The sequence below is a fragment of the Solwaraspora sp. WMMA2080 genome (genome assembly GCF_027497395.1).
GTDB lineage: Bacteria > Actinomycetota > Actinomycetes > Mycobacteriales > Micromonosporaceae > Micromonospora_E.
The window spans coordinates 1,149,875-1,171,144 of the sequence record NZ_CP114910.1 but is presented as its reverse complement, the minus strand read 5'-3'; the positions used below and the strand labels follow the sequence as shown (position 1 = coordinate 1,171,144).

The window sequence follows — 21,270 nt, the reverse complement described above, 5'->3', positions numbered from 1 at the left end:
TCCTTCACTGTCGGTCAACGGGCGGCGTGGTCCATGTCGACCCGCCGGTCGGGCGGCCAGTGGCCACGGGCGAGGTACACGTCACGCAACACCTCGACGTGATCGGTCATGATGCCATCCACCCCGAGGTCCAGTAACTCGTGCATCTGGGCGGGTTCGTCGATCGTCCAGACATGCACCTGCAACCCCAGCCGGTGGCAGTACGCCACGAACCGGGCGTCGACCACCCGTACCCGGTTGAACCGCACCGGCACCTGCGCGGCCACCACCGACGGCGGCAGCCGCAGCCGCCGGCCGGTCAACGACCCGACCCGCAGCCGGGTCACCGCCTGCATGCCCAGCGACGTCGCCACCCGACCGCCGGTCGACGTCCGCAGCCGGTGCAGCCGCCGGTCGGAGAACGACGCCAGCAGCACCCGGTCGGCGGCGGCGCACCGGTCGACCGCCGCCAGCGTCGGCTGCACCCCGCCGTCGGCCTTCACGTCGATGTTGAACCGCACCTGCGGCCAGCTGTCGAGCACGTCGTCGAGCCGCGGCACCACCGACGCCCCACCGACCCGCACCGTGGCCAGGTCCGCCCAGCGCAGCCGCGCGATGCTGCCCTTGTCGCCGGTCACCCGGTCCAGCGTCGGATCGTGGAACACCACTGCCACCTGATCGGCGGTGCCGTGCACGTCGGTCTCCACGTACCGGTAGCCGAGCCCGACGGCACGGCCGAACGCCTCGGCGGTGTTCTCGTCACCGCGGGCCGCGCCGCCCCGGTGCGCGAACGCGATCGGAGCCGGCGAGTCCAGGTACGCGAACCGGTGCGACACGCAGCGCAGTATGCCCGCCGCCGGCAACCTGCGGGCGTACGGCAGGTTGCGCGACGCCGACCGGTCACCGGCCGGTGACCGGTGCGGGCCGCCGCACCGCCGGCAGTAGGGTGCCCCCATGCGGGCACTCGGCATCGACTTCGGCACCTCGAACACGGTGGCGGTGGTACGCGGCGGCGACGGCCGGGTACGGCCGCTGCTGTTCGACGGCACCCCGCTGTTGCCGTCGGCGGTGTACCGCGACGCCGACGGGCGGCTGCTCGTCGGCGCGGACGCGCACCGCCGCGCCCGCATCGACCCGTCCGGGTTCGAGCCCAACCCGAAACGCCGCGTCGATGACGGCACGGTGCTGCTCGGCGACGCCGACGTCGCGGTGTCGCAGCTGGTCGCCGCCCTGCTGCGCCACGTCGCCACCGAGGCCCGCCGCCAGCTCGGCGGCGTCGACGAGGTCCGGCTGACCCATCCGGTGCGGTGGGGGGAGCGGCGGCGGATGGTCCTCATCCAGGCCGCGTACGCCGCCGGGCTGCCCCGGCCGACGCTGATCGCCGAACCGGTCGCCGCCGCCTCCTACTACACGTCCGCGCTGGGCACGGCGATACCGCCCGGGCGGGCGTTGGCCGTCTACGACCTGGGCGGCGGCACGTTCGACGCCGCCGTGGTCCGGCGTACCGCCACCGGGTTCGACGTGCTCGCCGAGCAGGGCCTGGCCGAACTCGGCGGACTCGACTTCGACCAGGCGCTGGTCGAGCATCTCGGTGGCGTCTACTCGCCCAGCCGCACGAGCGTGTGGAACGGTCTGGTCGCGCCGGCCGACACCGGGTCGCGGCGGGCCCGCGCCCTGCTCTACGACGACGTCCGCGGCGCGAAGGAGATGCTGTCCCGTACGGTCAGCGCCGACGTGCACCTGCCGGCGTTGGACATCGCCGCCCACGTCACCCGCGACGAACTGGAGTCGCTGATCCGCGACCACCTGGCCCGTACCGTGACGTGTCTGGCGCAGACGGTCGCCGCCGCCGGCCTTACCCCGGCCGACCTGGTCGGCGTGTTCCTGGTCGGCGGTTCCAGCCGGATCCCGCTCGCCGCGCAGCTGATCCACACCGAACTGGGGGTTGCACCGACCACCTTGGAGCAGCCGGAGACCGTCGTCGCCGACGGCGCGCTGCGCCTCGGTGCCGCCGCCCGCGCCGGCCTGCCCGGCCCGCGTCCACCGGCGCCGGTGCACCCGACCCCGATGTCGCCGGCGCCGATGCCGACGCCGGTCTCACCGCACCTGGCGCCGATGTCGCCGTATCCGGTGTCTGCCGCGCCGGGCCGCCCCTGGTACGACGAACACGGCCCGGTCCTGGTGGCCGCACTGGCCACCATGGTCGGCATCGCCGCCGTGGTCGTGGTCGTGCTGCTGCTGTCGGGCTGACCGGACATCCCGACACCCCGCCCGCACGGCCCCGACCGCCCCGGCCGGTCCGGTACAGTGCGCCGGTGCAGACCGACACCCTGACGGCGACCGGTCGTCTGGTCCGTGCGTCGGCCGCCGTCGTGGTGTTCGCACTGCTGACCGCAGGCACATTGTGGGGCACCGACGACCATTTCCCGTTCGGACCGTTCAGCATGTACGCCGGCGTCAACGGCCCGAACGACCCGGCGCCGGACACCCGGGTCGAAGGCGTCGACGTCACCGGACGGACCCTGGTGCTCAACGAACACAACGCCGGGGTGCGCCGCGCGGAGGTCGAAGGACTCGAATCGGCCTACGTCGACGACCCGGGACGGCTCGAACTGATCGCCGACAGCTACGCGCGGATGAACCCGGACGCGCCGCCGATCGTACGGGTAACCGTGATCGTGCGGCTGCACGAGATCCGCAACAGTTCCCTCACCGGGCGGTGGCACGACGAGACCCGCGCCGAATGGGATCGGCCGTGATCAGCCGCTGGTTGTTCGCCGCCGTCCCGCTCGGGCGGGTCGCCGCGCTGCGGACCGTCACCTACCTGTTCATTGTGTTCGACCTGCTGGTCTACTGAGGTGCCCCGAGGATTCCGGACAGGGAGCCAATAAGGTTACCCTGTAAGGAAAGTCGAGGGAAGAAGCGCGATGGCACGCATAAGCTCATACACCCCAGAGTTCCGTGAAGAAGCAGTGCAACTCGTTCTACAGTCGAACAAGCCAGTGTCGCAGGTTGCCCGGGAGATCGACGTTCACCCGGAGACGCTCCGTTCCTGGGTCCGCCAGTACCGGCGGGAAAACAGCGGCGCCCAGGACAGCCCACCGATCGGCGTCGACGAGCGCGCTCGACTGAAGGAACTCGAACGTCGCAACCGGGAACTCGAAATGGAGAACAGCTTCCTGAAAAAAGCCGCGGCGTACTTCGCGAAGGACCCTCGGTAACGAGCTTGTACGAGTTCATCGAGACGATGCGACTCGACACCGCGAAGTACGCCTACCCCGTCGACTTCATGTGCGAACAACTCGGCGTGTCCAGGTCCGGATACTACGAATGGCGAACCCGCCCCGACTCCGCGACCGCCACCCGCCGCGCCCACCTTCGATCGGCCATCGAGGAGGTGTTCGCCGCGTCCGACGGCACCTACGGGCATCGACGTGTCCACGCGCAACTGCGGCGCCAGGGCGTGTCCGCCGGGCCGGAACTCGTCCGCCAGCTGATGCGCGAGCTCGGGCTCGTGCCGTGCCAGCCCCGCCCGAGGCGGTGGGGTCTCACCCAGTCGTCGTCCGGCACGGTGCCTGACCTCGTCGGCCGGGAGTTCACCGCCGACGCGCCTGGCGAGAAGCTCGTCGGCGACATCACGTACATCCCGACCGGCGAGGGGTGGCTGTATCTGGCGACCGTCATCGACTGCTGCACGAAGGAAGTCATCGGATACGCGATGGACGACCACTACCAGACGCCGTTGATGTCCCGCGCCATCCGTAACGCCGCCCGGAATCGCGAACTCAGGAAGAACGCCATCTTTCATTCGGACCGGGGCAGCAACTACATGTCGGACGACTCCGGCAGAACGCTTCGGGATCTGAGGTTGCGGCGATCTGCTGGCCGGACCGGAATTTGTTTCGACAATGCGATGGCGGAATCGTTCTTCGGTGCGCTGAAGAACGAACGCGTGTCGCGTGTGAAGTATCCCACTCGTGAGGCGGCACGCCGGGACGTTACTGCCTACATCGAATTCTGGTACAATCGTCAGCGTCTGCATTCAGCGGTGGGCTACCGACCTCCCCGGGAAGTCCACGCAGAGTTCGAGAACCTTCAAATCGCGGCGTGAAAGAACCGGCCGAACCACTGTCCGGAAAACGCGAGGCCCCTCATACATGTCGTGGGTGCGTGCCCGCGGTGACGTGCCGGCCGAACTGTACGAGCCGCTGGCGTTCGCCCGGGTCCTGCACCTGCCGGCACCGACAGGTGTCGTCGTCGATCTCATCTGGTGGTCGTTGCTGCTGCTGGCGCCCCTGGCGGCGACCGGCCGGTTCCCGCGGGCACTCGGCTGGTCGGTGTTCACGTTCTACTTCGCGTGGCTGATCGTCGCGATGAGCTACGGCAAGGTCGACCACGACAAGTTCGCGTTCCTGCTCGCGCTCGCCGTGCTGCCCACCGTCGGCGCCGCCCGGCACGGCGACGACCGGCCCAGCCAGGCCGCCGGCTGGTCACTGCGGATGATCCAGATCGCCGTGGTGTGCACCTACTTCCTCGCCGCGTACGCGAAGATCCGCTTCGGTGGCTGGGGCTGGATGACCGGCAGCGTCCTGGCCCGCGCGTTCCTGCGGCGCGGCTCGGAGTTCGCCGACCTGATCGCCGCCGTGCCGTACGCCCTGATCGCCGCCCAGATCGGCATCGTCGTGTTCGAGGCGCTCAGCCCGCTGGTCTTCCTGACCCGGGGTCGGCTGCGGTACGCGGTCGTCGGCTTCTTCTACTCGTTCCATCTGCTGTCGTTCGCGACGATCTCCATCTCGTTCGCCCCGCACCTGGTGGCGATGGGCGCGTTCCTGCCGCTGGAGAAGGTCCGGCCGGTCGTGTGGGCGCGGCGGCTGGCCGGCCGCCACCGCGGCGCCGACCCGGACCGGCCCGACGGTGACGGCGGCCACGATCCCGGGCCGGGCGGTGAACCGCCGCGCCTCGCCGGCCCCGGCGCCGACACGTCGGCTGTGCGGGATCGGACACATCCGGTGGCACCGGCTGGCGCCGACGCGGGACAATGATCGTATGAGTGACGCCAGCGCACCCTCGGGCACCTTCGTCTACGACGGCGACTGCGCGTTCTGCACCATGTGCGTCCGGTTCATCGAACGCCGGGTGCCCATCGACGCCACCGTCGCGCCGTGGCAGTGGACCGACCTGGCCGCCCTGGGCCTGACCCGCGACCAGGCGGTGACCGCCGTGCAGTGGGTGCCGGCCGACCGGGCCGGCTCCGCCGCAGGGCCGGCGGCGATCGCCGCGCTGCTGCGCACCAGCAACCCGCTGTGGCGGGCCGCCGGCGCCGTCCTCGGGCTGCGGCCGGTCACCGCCCTGGCCTGGCCGGTGTACCGGTGGGTCGCCGACAACCGGCACCGGCTGCCCGGCGGCACCGCCGCCTGCGCCGTACCGCCCGCTGCGGCACCGACCCCGACGCACTGACCACCCGACCCGCTGCCTGCCCGGTCGGCTGACCGACCGGGCCGGGCCCTGATCCCGGCCGGTCAGCTCCCGGACCAGAACCGGGCCAGCGTGCCCGTCGCCGGGTCGTCGCTGGCCAGCAGCGCCGCCCACAGGTCACCGCCGGCGGCGGCGTCCGCCCCCGCGTAGCCGGCCAGGTCGACCGGGTCGACCGGCGTGACGTGCGGCACGGCGGCACCGACCGGGCCGCCGTCGCCGAGCAGCTGCGGATCCGCCCACGGCCAGCCGTCCACCGGCGTCGGCACCCCCGCCGGATCCAGTGGCGGCGGGAACTGCGCCTCCGGCCACCCGTCGGCGCCCGCCGGTGCGTCCGGGTCGACGCCGGGCGGCGGGTCCGCCGCACCGAAACCCTGCTCCGCCGCCGGCTCCGCACCGAACCCGGCGTCCACCGGCTCCGCGCCGGACAGGTCGTCGCCGTAGCCCAACGCCGGCACCGCGTCACCCCCGCCGTACCCGCCGCCGGTGGTGTCGTCGCCGGACAGGTCGTCGTCGACCGGCGGATCGGCGGCCCCGAACCCCTCCACCGGGTCGGCCGCGCCGAACCCTTCCACGGCCGGGTCACCCGACCCGTCGACCGGGCCGCCAAGGTCGGCGGTGTCGGCGTCGTCACCAACCGGGTCGTCCCCGGTCCAGTCACCGAACTCGCTGGTCATCGCGGCACCGCCTCCGCTGTCGGGGTCAACACCCGGGCCCGGGCCAGCACCTCGTCGACCTGCTTCACCCGCGCCCGGACGGCGTCGCGGCGGGCCTGCGCGGCCGACCGTCGCCGCGCCCGGTCCGCCTTGTCCCGCGCCAACGCCGCGTCGATGTCGGCGATGTGCGCGTCCAACTGCGCCAACCGCCGCTCCACGGCGTCGTCCAACGCCACCGTCAACGCGTACTGCAGGTCGGTGAACCGCTGCGCCAACTCGTCGGTCAACGCCGCCCGTGCCTCCCCGAGCACCTCCCGAAGCCACACCCGGGCCTGCTGCCGGTCGCTGGCGACCCGCCGCCGGAACAGGATGAACGCGCCGGCGGCCAACCCCAGACCGAGACCGGCGACCGGGATCAGCAGGCCACCGCCGACCAACGCCCCGGCACCCAACGCCGACGCGCCCGCCGCGACCCCCCGGCCGGCCATGAACGCCATCCCGCCGGCCGACAACGCCACCATCACGTTGTCACCGCCGCCACCGTCACGCCGTGGCCGGGTCGCCAACGCGTGCCGCAACGTGCCGTTGATCCGCTGCAGCACGAACTGCAACTCGGCCGGCGCGAACACCTGCGCCAACGTCCGCTCGGCGACCTTGTGGAACCGGAACCGCAGATCGTAGGACAACTGCAGCGACAGCGCGTGCAACGCCCGGTCCACCTCGGCCGGCAGGTTCTTCAACGTCTCACCGCGGGCGGCGTCGATCCGGGTCAGGAACTGCTCCTGCAACCCGCCGACCGCGGTCCGCAGCCGCCCTGTCGCCTCCACCCGGGCCCGCTGCGTCTCCGTGTTCAACGCCAACGACCACTGTCGCGCCTCGGTCCGTTTCCGCGCCGCCAACCCGGCCCGGTCCCGTTTCGCCCGCTCCACCTCGGCCGGATCCGGGTCACAGGCGGCGACCCGCTCACCGGCGGCCAGATCCAGCCGGACCAGTTCGCTGCGCACCGTCCGCAGCACGTTCGCCTGGGCCAGCAGATGCCCGTTGCCGGCCAACCCCACCAACGCGTGCTGCAGCGGCGCCACCCGCGACTCACCGACCAGCTCACCGGCGGCCTCCGCCGGCAGCGTCAACGCCAACTCGGCCAGCCGCGCCGACACCGGGAACCAGGCGGCGGACGCGAACCTCGGCGCGTGCGCCTGCAGCTGCGCCCGGTTGTCGGCCAGGATCGTCCGCCACCCCGGATAGGCGTCGACCTTCGTCAACGCGAACACCACCACGTCGACCCGTTTACTCGCCTCGATGAGGAAGTCCAGCTCCGGCCGGGTCAACGGCGTCGACGCGTCCACCACGAACAGCAGAGCCGCCGCCCGTGACACCGCGTCCAACGCGATCTCGGTGTGCGCCGGATCCAGCCCGCCGGCACCGGGGGTGTCCATTAGCGTCAGATACTGCAGCAGCGGCGCCGGGCAGGTCACCGCGATCCGCCGGGGCGGGCGCATCCCGTCCGGCAGCGCCGCCACCGTCGCCCAGTCCGCCAGCCGGTCCACCGGCACCGGCACCGGCTCGTCGTGGCCCGGCGCGTACGCCTGCGCCGACGTCATCGCCCCGTGACCGAACTCCAGGTACGCCGACGTCGCCACCGCCGCGTCCACCGGCGACAGGCCGGTCACCCCGATCAACGCGTTCACCAGTGAACTCTTGCCGCGCTTCGTCTCACCGACGACCACCACCGACGGCCGGGTCACCTCCCGGCGCCGCTGCGCGTCGATCTCCGCCGCCGCGTCCGCGTCGACGGTGCGGACGAACCCGAGACACGTGTCGACCGCCCCGGACAGCAGCGCACCCAACGCCGCCGGGCCGCCGCTCACCGCGACACCGCCCGCGCCTGCTGCGACAGCAGATGAAACCCCCGGTGGGCGACCAACGCCACCCGCGACTGCGTCGGCGACGCCCCGGCGACCGCGAACACCCGCCACCGGGTCGCCGCCTCCACCGCCGCCGCCGACAACTCCTGCGCCGACGCCGACGGCAGCTCCAGCACCCAGCGCGGATCCGCCGACAACGCCAACCGGGTCAACTCCCGCTCCATCGGCTCCGGCAGCTCCACCGCGCCCGTCGTCACCTGCTGCGCCACCTCCAGCAGCCGCAGCCGGTGGTACTCCGGCTGGTGCAGCAGCCGCTCGACCGCGTCGCGCAGCAGCTCCCGGTCACCCGGATGCGCCGTGTGGCTGGCCACCTTCTCCAGGCACGACAACGCCCACCCGGCCTTGATCGCGTCGGTACGCCACCGGAACGCCTCGTCCAACGTGTGCCGCAGCCGCGCGAACCCCGACGCCGCGTACAACGCCCGCACCAGATCCCCCGACGCCAACTGCGGTGACGCCTGCAGCTGCGCCACCGCGAACCCCACCCCGTACAGGTCCAGCAACGCCAGCAGCCGCTCACGCTGCCGGCGCGGCACCGGAGCCTCCCGCGACACGAACAGGTCGACCGACGCCAGCAGCACCGCCCGCTGCGCCGCCGGCAACCCGGCCAACGTCCGCAGCGCCTCACAGTCGGCCGCCGTCAACCGGCCCGCCTCGGTCGTCTCCGCCAACAGCCCCACCGTCGGCACCACATCGGACACCACCCGCCGCAGCACCCGGGTCTGGTCGGCCGACAACGGCGCCGCCACCGGCCACGGATCCGCCCCACCGGCCACCAACTTGTCGACCTTGTTGAACAGGCCCACCGAGTTGATCGGACTGCTCGACAGCCGCGCCGACACCGACCGGAACGCCTCCAACGCCCGCACGTCGTCGTCGCGGACCGCCTGGGTGAACACGTACACGATCGCCTCGGCCCCGGACACCGCCCCGACCGAGTCACCGTCGATGCCGGCGTCGAACGGCGCCGTGTCGTCCACCACCGGGCCGCCGCCACCGCCCGGCGCACCGGCCTGCCCGGCGAACAGGAACTGCCGCGCCGACTCGCTCACCCCGGCGCTGGTCGACGACAACCCCGGCGTGTCGATCACCGTCATTTCCCGCAGCCGGTCACTGGTCAACGTGACGTCGACGAACGCGACCTGCGCCCGCGGCACCCCCAGCCGCTGCGGAATCACCCCCGTCGCGTCCAGCGGCAGGCTCACCCGGGTGCCGTCCCGGCGTACCACGTCGACCCGGTCGGCCGTGCCGTACCGGAACTGGGTCACCACCCGGGTGCACTCACCCACCTCGGTCGGCGCCACCCGCCGCCCGATCAACGCGTTCACCAGCGTCGACTTACCGGCCTTCAATCGGCCGGCGATCGCCACCCGCAGCGGCTCGTCCAGCCGCCGCCGCACCCGCAGCACCTCACCGCCGACGGCCGCGCTCACCCGGGGACCCACTTCGTCACACAACGCGGCGACCCGGCCACTCAACGGACCGGCGTTCATGGCCGACCCCCCGCCGCCCGGTCAACGGCGACGACGGGCATCCGACGGCGGCACACACTCATCTCGCTGGTCGTCCTCCCGACAGCACGGCATCCGGTGGTGCGCCCACCACCGGCATCCACCGTACGAATATCCTCACCGGCGCAGGATCCCATGTTCGTGCCAACCTCGCCCGGCGGGGCCACGAGCCGTAGCAGCGGGGGAGGAGGACAAGTGCGGCACCCAGCCGGCGGACACCCCGCCCGCACCCGACCCGACGGCACCACCGCCGGCGGCAGCGTCCCCACCGGGACCGTCGCCGACGCCGTGACCGCCGCCACGCAACGGCTGACCCGCCCCGGGATCGTCGTCCTGACCGGGCCACCCGGCTGCGGACGCAGCACCCTGCTGCGCCGGGTCGCCGCCGCCGCCACCGGGCCCGTCCACACCGGCGGCGGCCTCGCCGCCCTCAGCCACGTCCCGGCGTTCCCCCTCAGCCACGCCCTGCGGGTACGGCTGCCCGGCCACGACACCGCGCTGCTCGCCGAAGCCGTCCGTTCCCGGGTCCGCCACGGCCTGCTCGTCCTCGACGACCTGCAGTGGGCCGACCCGGCGACCGTCGCCGCCCTGCCCGGCATCGCCCGGCACTGCCGGGTCGTCGCCGCCCTGCGCACCCCGCACCAACTGCCCGACGCCGCGCTCGACCCGCTGCGCGGCGACACCGGCCTGTGGCTGACCGTGCCGGCACCCGACCCGGACACCCTCGCCGACCTGATCCGACGCACCGCACCCGCACTCGACCCGACCACCGTCGCCGCGGTGGCCCGCCACGCCGGCGGCAACCCGCTCGCCGCCACCGCCCTGGCCCGCCACGCCGCCCGTACCGGCACCCCACCCACCGCCGGCGTCCCCGGCGGCGACCTCGATCAGGTCGGCTACGCCGTCGCCGCCGCACTGGCCGCCCTCACCCGCCCCGCCCGCACCGCACTGGCCGCCCTCGGCCTGCTCGGCCACGGCGCCCCGGCGGCCCTGCTCGGCGACGGCGTCACCGAACTCGCCGCCGCCGCCCTGGTCCACACCGCCGCCGACGACCTGGTCACCCCGACCTCGCCGTACCAGGCCGCCGTCGCCGCCGGTCTGCTCGACGACCCGGCCCGCCGCGCCCTGCACCGCCGCCTCGCCGACCTCGTCACCGACCCGCTGGCCGCCGCCCGGCACCTCGCCGCCGCCGGTGACACCACCACCGCCTACCGGCGGGCGGTCACCGCCGCCGACACCGCCGCTACCGGCGGCGCCCGCGCCGAGCTGCTGCTGTTCGCCAGCGCACAACCCGACGCCACCGAACCGGTCCGCCGCGCCGCCGCTTCGGCCGCGCTGACCGCCGGGCGGCCCCGCCGCGCCGCCGACCTGCTCACCGGTGGCGCCCTGCCCACCCCCGACACCGCCGTGCTGCGCGCCGAGGCACTACTGCAGGCCGGCAAACCGACCGCCGCCCGCGCCGCCGCCGCGCCGGTGCCCGACGACGCCCCACCACCGGTGGTCGCCGCCCGCGACCGGGTCCTGCTGCTCGCCGACCTGGCCACCGACCCCACCTCCGCCGCCGCCCGCGCCACCACGATCACCCGCCGGCACGGACCCGAACCGGCCCACCTGGGGCTACGTGCCGCACTCGCCGCCACCGCCGCCGCCGGACGCCGACCCGGCTGGGAGTACGCCCTCGCCGGCACCGCAGCGGCCGCCGGCGCCGCCGGTGACCTGCTCACCGCCCGGTGGACCGCCTGGCATCTGGTGCAGACCCTCGCCGGCGACGGGCGACTCACCGAGGCCGCGCAGGCGGCGCAGGCGGCGGCCGCCGCCTGCGCCGCCGACCTCGCCTACAGCTGGCAGGTCCGGTTCACCGCCGCCCGGCTGTGGTGCCTCGCCCTGCGCGGCGGCCCGCCCCCGAGCCCGACCGCCGACGGCACCGGTCCAGCCGTCGCCCCGCAGCCCGGAGACGATGCCGGGCTGCCACCGGCGGTCGGCGACGACCTGCTGCGCGCCGCCGTCGACCTGACCGACCGCACCCTGCCGGCCGCCGCCCGCGACTACGCCGTCGCCGCCGCCGGCCTACTCGAAGCCGACGGCGGCCTGCTCGCCCCGGCCCGCGCCCGGCTCACCGGTGCCCCCGGCATCCCCAGCACCACCACCGCCGTGCTGGACTGGGTGGCCCGGGAAGCCGCCTGGCTCGACGGCCAACCGGACCAGGCCACCACCGGGGCACCCCACGCCCCCGTACCGCCGCTGGTCGACGGGCTGCGGCGGATCACCGCCCACTGGGCCGCGCACGACGGCGCCGGACCCGCCACCCCCGCCGGACGGCACTCCGGCGGCGGCGTTTCCGCCGCCGGCCGCCGCCACCGTCACCGCGTGGACCGCCGGCGACCCACGGCAGTTCGCCCACGCCGCCGACACCTGGCGCGACGTCGCCGTCCGCGAGCAGGTCCGCTGCCTGCTCGCCCATGGCCTGCACGAACCCGACCCCGCTCAGGCGGTGCCCGCCCTGCTGGCCGCCGAGTCCCTCGCCGACCACGCCGGACTGGTCGTCCTGCTCGGCCGGGTCCGCCGCGCCCTGCGCCGGCACGCGGTACGGCGCGACGAACGCGGCCCCCGCAGCGGCGACCTGCTCACCGTGCGGGAACGCGACGTGCTGCGGCTGGTCGCCCAAGGCGAACCCACCCGCCGGATCGCCAACCAACTCGGCATCTCCACCGAAACCGTGGAAACCCACGTTCGCGCCGGAATGCGTAAACTCGGTGCCCGCACCCGTACCGAGGCCGCGGCCCTGGCCATGGAGCCCGACCGATGAGCGACCCGCCGCGCTACGTCCTCGACAGCGCCGCCGACGCCACCACGGTGCTGCGCCGACTGGCCCGCGACGGCTGGACCACCCGGGAAGGGTTCGCCGTCACCGACCCGACCTGGGACCTCACCACCGCCCGGCTCGCCCTGTACGGGCGGGTCCCGGACACCGACACCGTCGCCCTGGTGGTCCTCGCCGCCGCCCGGGGCGCCGCCGTCGTCGCCATCTGCGACCCGGCCGGTGACCTCGGCCGCGCCCTGGTCGACGACCTGTCCCGCCTCGGCCCGGTGCTGCGCCACGCCGAGGCCGACCCGCCGGATGCGGCAGCCACCGACACCGTCACCCTCGTACCCGAGCAGCGGGCCCTGCTGGAACGGCTCGCCAACGGCGAGACCATCGCCGCCGCCGCAGCGGCCGAGTTCCTGTCGCTGCGTACCGCGAACCGGCGCATCGCCCAGGCCCGCGCCGCCCTCGGGGTCCGCACCACCCGTGAGGCCGTCCTCGCCTACCTGCGGCAACGACCGGCACCCTGAGCCGGAGCGGGGCGCTCACGCCCGGTCACATCCGCCGTCAGGTCGCGTCCGGAGCCGGGTCGGCCTGGTCGGCGTCGTCGGCGGCCAGCACGTCGGCGGTCGCCGCGTCCGGTACCACGGCGCCCCGGCCGCGCCGGTGCCGCCGGCTCAGGTCCACCGGCCGGGTGGGGTCGACATGCCGGGGCGTCGCCGGCTCGTCGGGCCGCAACCCGGCCAGGGTGTCGGTGATCGCGTCCACGATCCGCACCGTCGCCCGCTGCGCGGCACCCGGGCGGGCCGGGTCGATCCCGGACAGGTCCACCGGCGGCCCGAACCGGACCGTGACCACCGGACGGCGCAGCATCGACCGCAGCACCGCCCGGACCAGGCCGCGGGGCGCCGCCCACGGCAGCACCACGTGCGCCCCCCACTGCGCCACCGGCACCACCACCGCGCCGCTGGCCAACGCGAGCCGGGCGGTACCGGACTTGCCGCGCTCCGGCCACATCTGCGGGTCCAGCCCGATGCGTCCCTCCGGGTACACCAGGACCACCGAACCGTCGGCCACCGCCCGCGCGGCCGACCCCAACGCCTCGGCGACCGTACTGGTTCGCCGGTCCACCCGGATGTGCCCGGCCCGGCGCATCACCGGACCGACCAGCGGCGCCCGGAACAACCCGCCGGTGGCCAGCACCCGGGGTGCGACCCGCCGCACCTGGCAGGCGGCGGCCAGCACAACCGGGTCGAACGGGCTGATGTGGTTGGCGGCCAGGATCAACGGGCCGTCGCGTACCTCGTCGGGCACGTCGCCGCTGACCCGTAGCCGGGCGACCAGCGCGACGACCAGCCGGGCGGTGACCTGCAGCACCCGCCACAGCAGCGGGGCCCGCCAGCGGGGCGGCGGGGCGGCGGTGTCGTCCATCGACCGTCGATCGTCGCACAGCCGGGCCGGTCGGTGGATCCCGCCGCCGGGACGGACGTCCCGGGGGAGAGGGGACCTCCGGCCCTGGCCGCCAGAACGACAGGTTGTAGTATGTACTACGCTTCGTAGTATCTAGATGGGGGAGCCGTGGACGCGCTCGACATAGCCCGCTGGCAGTTCGGTGTCACCACCGTCTACCACTTCCTGTTCGTCCCACTCACCATCGGACTCAGCCTCCTCGTCGCCATCCTGCAGACCGCCTGGCACCGCACCGGCGACGACCGCTACCTCAAACTCACCAAGTTCTACGGAAAACTCTTCCTCATCAACTTCGCCATGGGCATCGTCACCGGCATCGTGCAGGAATTCCAGTTCGGCATGAACTGGAGCGACTACTCCCGCTTCGTCGGCGACATCTTCGGCGTACCACTCGCCATCGAAGCCCTCCTCGCCTTCTTCCTCGAATCCACCTTCCTCGGACTCTGGATATTCGGCTGGGGGAGACTCCCCAAGGCACTGCACCTCGCCACCATCTGGCTCGCCTCATTCGGCAGCATCATCAGCGCCTGGTTCATCCTCGCCGCCAACTCCTGGATGCAGAACCCCGTCGGCTACCGCATCAACCCCGACACCGGCCGCGCCGAACTCACCGACTTCATCGCCGTACTCACCAACAAGGTCACCCTCATCACCTTCCCGCACACCCTCGCCGGCTGCTTCATGGTCGCCGGCGCCCTCGTCCTGGCCGTCGCCCTCTGGCACCTCGTCCGCCACCCCGACGGCCCCGACACCCCCGCCTTCCGCACCGCCACCAAACTCGGCGCCTGGACCACCATCCTCGCCACCGCCGCCGTCATCGGCACCGGCGACATCCAAGGCAAGATCATGACCCAGGTCCAACCCATGAAAATGGCCGCCGCCGAAGCCCTCTACACCACCGAAAGCCCCGCGTCCTTCTCCATCGTCACCGTCGGCACCCTCGACGGCAGCCGCGAAATCTGGACCCTCAAAATCCCGTACCTGCTGTCCTGGCTGTCCACCGGCGACCCCACCGGCGAAGTCCAGGGCATCAACGACCTGCAGGCCCAGTACGCCGCCCAGTACGGCCCCGGCAGCTACACCCCGATCATCCCCGTCACCTACTGGAGCTTCCGCTTCATGATCGGATTCGGCCTCGCCACCGCCGCCATCGCCCTCTGGGCCCTCTGGACCACCCGCCGCGGCCGCACCCCCACCAGCCGCTGGCTGCTGCGCGCCGGCCTCACCCTGCCCGTCCTGCCCCTGCTCGCCAACACCTTCGGCTGGATCTTCACCGAAATGGGCCGCCAACCCTGGATCGTCTTCGGCGAAATGCTCACCCGCGACGGCGTCAGCCGCAGCGTCTCCCTCACCGAAGTCGTCACCTCTTTCACCGCCTTCACCCTCATCTACGCCACCCTCGCCGTCATCGAAGTCAAACTCCTCATCCGCTACGCCCGCAACGGCCTACCCGACCTCACCGACCCGCCACCACCGGACGACACCGACGACACCACCACCGACCGGCCCCTCGCCGCCACCCACTGACCACCAACCGGAGACCCCTCGTGGAACTCACCACCGTCTGGTTCGGGCTCATCGCCGTCCTGTTCACCGGATACTTCATCCTCGAAGGATTCGACTTCGGCGTCGGCGTCCTCGCCCGCCTCATCGGCCGCACCGAACCCGAACGACGCGCCGCGCTGAGCACCATCGGACCCGTCTGGGACGGCAACGAGGTCTGGCTCATCACCGCAGGCGGCGCCATGTTCGCCGCCTTCCCCGAGTGGTACGCCACCCTGTTCTCCGGCTTCTACCTACCGCTGCTGCTCATCCTCATCGCCCTCATCCTGCGCGGCGTCGCCCTCGAATACCGTGACAAACGCCCCGAAACCCACTGGCGGACCCGCTGGGACAACACCATCCTCGCCGGCTCCGTCATCCCCGCCGCGCTCTGGGGCGTCGCCTTCGCCAACATCGTCGCCGGCGTACCACTGGACGCCGACCACGAATACACCGGCACCCTGCTCACCCTGCTCAACCCGTACGCCCTGCTCGGCGGCGCCACCACCACCGCGTTGTTCATCACCCACGGCGCCGTCTTCCTCGCCCTCAAGACCACCGATCACCTGCGCCACCGCGCCCGCCGCGTCGCCAGCTGGACCGGCCTGGCCGCCGTCGCCCTCGCCGGCACCTTCCTCACCTGGACCCTCACCATCCGCGCCAACCCCACCGCCGTCGCCCTCGCCGTCACCGCGGCGCTCGCCCTCGTCGCCGGGCTGGCCGCCAATCAGGTACGCCGCGAAGGATGGGCCTTCACCGGCACCGCCACCGCCATCGGCCTCGCCGTCGCCGCCCTGTTCGCCACCCTGTTCCCGACCGTCCTACCGTCCACCACCGACCCCGCCGGCACCCTCACCACCACCAACGCCGCGTCCACCCCCTACACCCTGACCATCATGACCTGGGTCGCCGCCGCGCTCACCCCCGTCGTTCTGCTCTACCAGGGCTGGACCTACTGGATCTTCCGCCGCCGCGTCAGCGTCACCGACCAGCCCAGCCACTGACCCGCGCCACGTCGACCTGTCGCTGGCGAAGCCGTCGCGCACCGTCGATGCCTGCTGGACCATCCGCCGTGTCGAGCGGACACCGACGGTGCGCGACGACGTCAACCGACCTCCGGCAACTCCGCCAACCGTGCCTCCACCTCAGCCAGCTCCGCCCGCAACTTCTCCGCCTGCCGCTGCGCCTCGGCCCGCTCCGCCGCCAGGATCTGCTCCACAGCCTCATGGACTCCCGGCACGTCCACCAACGCCACCATCTTCAACGCCTCGGCCGGCCGGACCACGTACGGCTTCGCCAACGCCTTCGCCCCCTGCGTCGCCGCCACCGTCCACTCGCCGTCGGTGTACGCCAACGTCACCGTCAACCCGGCCGGCGCCTTCGGCTTGGCAGCCTTCGCCGCCCGCCGCACCGGCTTGTCCGTACCAGCATCCACCGTGGACCCCTCCGTGTCCTCCCGACGCGCCACCGGTGGCACCGGCGGCGGCTCACCCAACTTGAACTCCGGCTCCGCCACCGGCTCCACCGGCTCCGGCTCCGGTTTCGACTCCGCCCGCCGACCCGCCGCGCCCCGCGGCGCCACCACCAGATCAGCGGGGGAGAACGGCAACTCGTCACGACCGAACCGCACCACCACCCACTCGTCGGACACCGCCGGGTCACCCAGACCCACCACCTGACCGACCTGACCGGCGATCTGCCCCGCCGACTCGGTGAACATCACCTTCGGCTTACGGCCGGCGGACACCGCCTCCCGGATCACCCCCAGCTCCTCATCCGACAACCCACCCGCAACAGCACCCGCGGCAGCCATGACACCCTTTCCGTACACCTGTTTGAGTGCTGACCTTCCTACCAGCCGCCGCCGACACCGTCGACCGCGACCCCACCACCCACGATCACCCCGGCCCGGCAGCACCACCCCACACCCCACGCACGCGGTCAGCCACGAACAGACCCTGCCGGTACCCGGCCCGCGCCGCCCCCGGCCGCCGTGCCGGATCCAGCAGCCGCCGCCCGATCGCCCGCCGCGCCCACCGGTCCGGCGACACCACCACCACATCCGCCGACAGCGCCGCCACCTGGCGCGACACCGGCCGCAGATGACCCAGCCCCCAACTGATCGGCGCCAGCACCACCACCGACGAGAACCCGGCGGCCAGATCCGCGTTCGTCGCCGACCGCATCCCACCGTCGACGAACCGCCGACCACCGATACGCACCGGCGGCCACACCCCCGGCACCGCACAACTCGCCGACACCGCATCCACCAGATCCGCCCCGCACCCCGGACCGCCGAACACCACGAGTTCCCCCGAGTCCGCGTCCACCGCCGTCACCCACAACCGCCGCCGCGGCCACGACCACGACGGCAACGCCTCCTCGAACACCGGCCGCCGTGACACCCCCGACCTGGCCGCCGACACCGCGTACCGGCCGATCCTCACCCGCGCCCGGCGGCCGTCCCGGGCAGCCACCGCCGACCACAGCAGACACGACACCGCACCTGGCCCCATCCGGTCCGGCGACGACTCACCCGGCACCAGTTGCCCCGCGTACAGCCGCGCCAGATCCACGCCGGAACACAGCTGCGCGCCCACCACCGCACCGGCCGACGTCCCGATCACCAGATCGGCCCCGCCCAGCTCGACCCCGGCGCGCGCCAGCCCGGACAACACCCCGAGCTGCCAGGCCACCCCGGTCACCCCGCCGCTGCCCAGCACCAACGCCCGCGTACCCGCCACGCCATGTCTATTGCCCGCCACCGCCGCCGGTAACGTCACCGGCGGGCCCAGACCCGACACGGACAGCAGGGGAGAGGAGTGCCGGGATGACACCGGTCACCGTGGTCACCGGCGGCAGCCGGGGGATCGGCGCCGCGACCGTACGCCGGCTCGCCGCCGCCGGACACGACCTCGTCATCGGCTACCGGACCGACGCCGGCGCCGCCGAAACGGTACGTGACGACGTCGAAGCGCTCGGCCGGCGCGCCGTCACCGTCGCCGTCGACACCACCGACCCCGACGCGGTGACGAGCCTGTTCGACGACGCCGCCGAACTCGGACCGGTCACCGGACTGGTCAACAACGCCGGCGTCACCAGCCGGATCGGCCCGTTCGTCGACCTCACCGTCGCCGACCTGCGCCGGGTCGTCGACGTCAACCTGGTCGGCTACGTCCTGTGTGCCCAGCAGGCCGCCCGTCGGATGTCCGCCGGCGGCGCCATCGTCAACGTGTCGTCGGCCGCCGCCACCCTCGGCAGCCCCGGCGAGTACGTGCACTACGCCGCGGTCAAGGCCGCCACCGACGCGTTGACCGTCGGTCTGGCCAAGGAACTCGGCCCCCGTGGCATCCGGGTCAACGGCGTCGCGCCGGGCACGGTGCTGACCGGCATCCACGCTCTGTCCGGCGAACCGGACCGGCCGGCCCGGGTGGCGCCGGTAGTGCCGCTGCGCCGGGCGGGCCGGCCGGAGGAGATCGCCGGCGCCGTCGCCTGGCTGCTCAGCGACGAGGCGTCGTACACCACCGGGACGGTACTGCGGGTCGCCGGCGGACTGTGAGACCCCGTCGGGGGCTCACAGTCCGCCGCGCGCGACGGGGTCTCCGGGACACCGCCGATATCAGGTCGATAATATACATTATGTCAACTTGAAGACGTGGGTCGAGGTGACCGACCGGCTCTGACGGCGTGGACCCGGCGGATCACGGGCTTTCCCGTGTCCGTCACTTCCCAGCGAGCCCCAGCGTCGCCGGTGACCCGCCGAACTTCCGGCATCGCGTCCCGAGGCGCATCGCCGGCCCTTCGGTGCGGCCACCGCGACACATGTTGGGACGCGGCCACCCCCCGGCCGGGGCTCGCGGGTCCTCGGCCGGATCTGGTGGCACACCGAGAAGACATGCATAATATGCGTTATGCACCAATTTGTGGATCTGGTGGCGGTACGGCTCGTCGAGGACTTCCTCGCCGACCGCGCCTCCCGCAAACCCTCCCCGCACACCCTGGACGCCTACCGCCGCGACCTCGTCGCCGTCCTACGCCTGATCGGCGACTCCACCGAACCGACTCCCCTGCCCTGGACCGACGTACCACTGGAGGCGCTCGACCAACGACGGCTCCGCGCCGCGTTCGCCCGGTTCGCGGCCCCCCGCTCCCCCGCGTCTGTGCACCGGGCCTGGTCGACGTGGAACTCGTGGTTCAACTTCCTGGTCGCCGACGGCATCGCCGCCGGAAACCCGATGCCCGCAGTGGGCCGCCCGCGGGCCCCGGCAGCACTACCGAAGCCGCTGCGAGGCGAGGAGACCCCGGAGACGCTGCTGGCCGCCGCCGCGCGGAGCGACCCCCGCCAGCGCGACCCGTGGCCGGAGCGTGACCTGCTGGTGGTCGCTCTGGCGTTGTGCGCCGGTCTGCGACTCGGCGAGCTGCTGGGGCTGCGGGTCGGCTCGGTCGCGGGACGTCCCGGTGAACGCCGGATCGAGCTGACCGGCAAGGGCGGCCGGCTGCGGACCGTCCCGGTGGAGGCCGCCGTCGACGTCGTCGTCGACGGCTACCTGGCCAGCCGCCGACGACGGTTCGGCCCCCGGTCGGTACGCCCCGGAGGTCCGCTGTTGGTCGACCGGCGCGGTGCCGCCCTGCGGCGCGGCGGCCTGCAGTACCTGGTGCGGTCGTGTTTCCGGCGGGCCGGGATCACCGAGCGGGTGCCGCGGGGTGCGCAGCTGCACGCGCTGCGACACACGTTCGCCACCCGGTTGGCCGAGGACGGGGCGAACGCCGCCGAGATCATGCGGCTGCTGGGGCATGCGAGCCTCACGGCAAGCCAGAACTACATCGAGGTGACGGCCGACCAGCAGCGGGCGGCGGCACGGGCAAACCGGTCGAACCGGTCGCTGCGTCGAGTCGTCGGGCCTGCCTGAACTGGGGCTGGTTGGGGTGGTGACGGCGCTGGCCCCGCCCGGTCGGGGCCAGCGCGGCTACCGGGTGCCGGTCGAGACGGTGACGGTCAGTGGGCGGTGGTCGGAGACGGCGACGTCCGGGGCGGCGACGGCGGTCACGGCGGTCAGCGCGGGCGGCGCGTCACGCGGGTCGAGCAGGATGTGGTCGAGTTGGATGCGGGGTCGGGCGGCCGGGTAGGTGGGCAGCCGGCCCAGCGGCCGCCAGCCGGTGGCCGCTGCAGCCACCCCGGCCGGCATGTTGAGGTCGCCGAGGAGCAGCCGCGGTGGCGGCATGGCCCGCAGGGCGCGGGTGACGATCCGTAGCTGGCGCAGGTTCCAGCCGGGGACGAACGACAGGTGGGTGGCGGCGACGGTGACCGGGCCGTGTGGGGTGTCGAGGACGGCGGCGAGCAGCACCCGTGGTTCGTCGCGTAGGAGCAGCAGCCGGGGGCCGGGTCCGCCGACGGCGACCGGTGCGGGTACGGGGGCGGGGGCGAGCCGGACGGTCCGCCAGTGCCGGGCCGGGTACCGGCTGATCAGACTCACCCCGTAGCGGGGTTCGTCGTGTCCGTCGTGGTCGTGACGGGGCACCCGGTAGGTGGTGCCGGGGGTGCCGACGAGGGCGGCGGCGAACCGGTGGGTGCCGGCGGTGAGCGCGGCGGCGGCCAGCGCGGTCAGGTCGAGGTGCCCGCTGCGGGGTTGGGCGTGGTCGACTTCCTGCAGGGCGCAGATGTCGGCGTCGAGGTCGGCGATGGTGGCGGTGATCCGGTCGGGGTCGATGCGCCCGTCGTGGGGTGAGCGCCCGTGCAGCAGGTTGTAGGTGGCCATGCGCACACGGGCACCTTACGGGGTGCGGGTGGTGTGGCAGGGTGGCGGGATGGTGGTGAAGGCGTTGTGCTGTAGCGCGCTGGTGTTCCTGGTGGTGGGCTGGTGCGGGGTGTGGCTGCGGCGGCGTCGGGGACGGTGAGGCGTGCCGGTGGTGTG

20 protein-coding genes are annotated in these 21,270 nt (G+C 73.4%); 12 read left to right on the top strand and 8 right to left on the bottom strand.

Features of this window, described 5'->3' with window-relative positions:
* Nucleotides 1-14: 14 nt before the first annotated feature.
* Entirely contained in the window at nucleotides 15-950 is a 936-nt protein-coding gene (locus O7543_RS05150; RefSeq protein ID WP_281554909.1) for a glycerophosphodiester phosphodiesterase, read from the bottom strand.
* Here O7543_RS05150 and O7543_RS05145 point away from each other — a divergent pair.
* The 5 genes from O7543_RS05145 (at nucleotide 934) to O7543_RS05125 (ending at nucleotide 5,436) form a co-directional block, all read left to right on the top strand.
* Nucleotides 934-2,229 carry an Hsp70 family protein gene (locus O7543_RS05145; RefSeq protein ID WP_281554910.1) on the top strand — a complete coding sequence of 432 codons (1,296 nt, stop codon included), beginning with the start codon at nucleotides 934-936 and terminating at the stop codon, nucleotides 2,227-2,229. The two genes, O7543_RS05150 and O7543_RS05145, sit on opposite strands and share 17 nt — an antisense overlap.
* A 65-nt stretch (nucleotides 2,230-2,294) precedes the next feature.
* Nucleotides 2,295-2,738, top strand: a complete 444-nt coding sequence (locus tag O7543_RS05140; RefSeq protein ID WP_281554911.1) for a hypothetical protein — start codon at nucleotides 2,295-2,297, stop codon at nucleotides 2,736-2,738.
* A gap of 168 nt (nucleotides 2,739-2,906) precedes the next feature.
* Nucleotides 2,907-4,090 (top strand): IS3 family transposase gene (locus O7543_RS05135; RefSeq protein ID WP_281554912.1). Its coding sequence is split into 2 segments (ribosomal slippage): nucleotides 2,907-3,174 and nucleotides 3,174-4,090, totalling 1,185 coding nucleotides; the frame shifts between segments, so codons are not numbered across the junction.
* Nucleotides 4,091-4,145: 55 nt separating this feature from the next.
* A complete protein-coding gene (locus tag O7543_RS05130) occupies nucleotides 4,146-5,021 on the top strand; it encodes an MFS transporter permease (protein ID WP_281554913.1) in 876 nt (291 codons plus the stop codon).
* 4 nt (nucleotides 5,022-5,025) lie between these two features.
* Nucleotides 5,026-5,436, top strand: a complete 411-nt coding sequence (locus tag O7543_RS05125) for a DCC1-like thiol-disulfide oxidoreductase family protein (RefSeq protein ID WP_281554914.1) — start codon at nucleotides 5,026-5,028, stop codon at nucleotides 5,434-5,436.
* 62 nt (nucleotides 5,437-5,498) lie between these two features.
* Here O7543_RS05125 and O7543_RS05120 read toward each other — a convergent pair whose 3' ends face one another.
* The 3 genes from O7543_RS05120 to O7543_RS05110 are packed head-to-tail and all read right to left on the bottom strand — an operon-like array spanning nucleotide 5,499 to nucleotide 9,525.
* Nucleotides 5,499-6,128, bottom strand: a complete 630-nt coding sequence (locus tag O7543_RS05120; protein ID WP_281554915.1) for a hypothetical protein — start codon at nucleotides 6,126-6,128, stop codon at nucleotides 5,499-5,501.
* Complete coding sequence (locus O7543_RS05115; protein WP_281554916.1) at nucleotides 6,125-7,975, bottom strand: dynamin family protein; 1,851 nt, start codon at nucleotides 7,973-7,975, stop codon at nucleotides 6,125-6,127. Before O7543_RS05115 ends, O7543_RS05120 begins: the two co-directional genes overlap by 4 nt.
* Nucleotides 7,972-9,525, bottom strand: coding sequence for a dynamin family protein (locus O7543_RS05110; RefSeq protein ID WP_281554917.1), 1,554 nt, complete (start codon nucleotides 9,523-9,525; stop codon nucleotides 7,972-7,974). Before O7543_RS05110 ends, O7543_RS05115 begins: the two co-directional genes overlap by 4 nt.
* A gap of 2,137 nt (nucleotides 9,526-11,662) precedes the next feature.
* Between O7543_RS05110 and O7543_RS30140 the strand changes: the two genes are divergently transcribed.
* Together O7543_RS30140 and O7543_RS05100 are read left to right on the top strand one after the other, a co-directional pair.
* Nucleotides 11,663-12,349: a response regulator transcription factor gene (locus tag O7543_RS30140; protein WP_348650119.1), complete on the top strand. Its 687-nt coding sequence runs from the start codon at nucleotides 11,663-11,665 to the stop codon at nucleotides 12,347-12,349.
* Nucleotides 12,346-12,876, top strand: a complete 531-nt coding sequence (locus tag O7543_RS05100; RefSeq protein ID WP_281554919.1) for a LuxR family transcriptional regulator — start codon at nucleotides 12,346-12,348, stop codon at nucleotides 12,874-12,876. Before O7543_RS30140 ends, O7543_RS05100 begins: the two co-directional genes overlap by 4 nt.
* Before the next feature lie 37 nt (nucleotides 12,877-12,913).
* Here the strand turns inward: O7543_RS05100 and O7543_RS05095 are convergent, their stop codons facing one another.
* On the bottom strand, nucleotides 12,914-13,777 hold the full coding sequence (locus tag O7543_RS05095) for a lysophospholipid acyltransferase family protein (RefSeq protein WP_281554920.1): 864 nt from the start codon (nucleotides 13,775-13,777) through the stop codon (nucleotides 12,914-12,916).
* A gap of 147 nt (nucleotides 13,778-13,924) precedes the next feature.
* Between O7543_RS05095 and O7543_RS05090 the strand changes: the two genes are divergently transcribed.
* Together O7543_RS05090 and cydB are read left to right on the top strand one after the other, a co-directional pair.
* Entirely contained in the window at nucleotides 13,925-15,343 is a 1,419-nt protein-coding gene (locus tag O7543_RS05090) for a cytochrome ubiquinol oxidase subunit I (RefSeq protein WP_123601600.1), read from the top strand.
* A gap of 20 nt (nucleotides 15,344-15,363) precedes the next feature.
* Nucleotides 15,364-16,362, top strand: a complete 999-nt coding sequence (cydB, locus tag O7543_RS05085) for a cytochrome d ubiquinol oxidase subunit II (RefSeq protein ID WP_281554921.1) — start codon at nucleotides 15,364-15,366, stop codon at nucleotides 16,360-16,362.
* A gap of 101 nt (nucleotides 16,363-16,463) precedes the next feature.
* Here the strand turns inward: cydB and O7543_RS05080 are convergent, their stop codons facing one another.
* Together O7543_RS05080 and O7543_RS05075 are read right to left on the bottom strand one after the other, a co-directional pair.
* The gene (locus tag O7543_RS05080; RefSeq protein ID WP_281554922.1) at nucleotides 16,464-17,171 is read right to left on the bottom strand and encodes a hypothetical protein; all 708 of its coding nucleotides are present in this window, start codon (nucleotides 17,169-17,171) and stop codon (nucleotides 16,464-16,466) included.
* A gap of 85 nt (nucleotides 17,172-17,256) precedes the next feature.
* A complete protein-coding gene (locus O7543_RS05075; RefSeq protein ID WP_281554923.1) occupies nucleotides 17,257-18,102 on the bottom strand; it encodes a patatin-like phospholipase family protein in 846 nt (281 codons plus the stop codon).
* An 86-nt stretch (nucleotides 18,103-18,188) separates the two neighbouring features.
* Here O7543_RS05075 and O7543_RS05070 point away from each other — a divergent pair, with 86 nt between their 5' ends.
* Nucleotides 18,189-18,917 carry an SDR family oxidoreductase gene (locus O7543_RS05070; protein ID WP_281554924.1) on the top strand — a complete coding sequence of 243 codons (729 nt, stop codon included), beginning with the start codon at nucleotides 18,189-18,191 and terminating at the stop codon, nucleotides 18,915-18,917.
* A gap of 352 nt (nucleotides 18,918-19,269) precedes the next feature.
* Nucleotides 19,270-20,268, top strand: coding sequence for a tyrosine-type recombinase/integrase (locus O7543_RS05065; RefSeq protein WP_281554925.1), 999 nt, complete (start codon nucleotides 19,270-19,272; stop codon nucleotides 20,266-20,268).
* Nucleotides 20,269-20,325: 57 nt separating this feature from the next.
* Here O7543_RS05065 and O7543_RS05060 read toward each other — a convergent pair whose 3' ends face one another.
* On the bottom strand, nucleotides 20,326-21,120 hold the full coding sequence (locus O7543_RS05060) for an endonuclease/exonuclease/phosphatase family protein (RefSeq protein WP_281554926.1): 795 nt from the start codon (nucleotides 21,118-21,120) through the stop codon (nucleotides 20,326-20,328).
* Between O7543_RS05060 and O7543_RS05055 the strand changes: the two genes are divergently transcribed.
* Nucleotides 21,113-21,253, top strand: coding sequence for a hypothetical protein (locus O7543_RS05055; RefSeq protein ID WP_281554927.1), 141 nt, complete (start codon nucleotides 21,113-21,115; stop codon nucleotides 21,251-21,253). The genes O7543_RS05060 and O7543_RS05055 overlap by 8 nt on opposite strands.
* The last annotated feature ends 17 nt before the right edge of the window (nucleotides 21,254-21,270 follow it).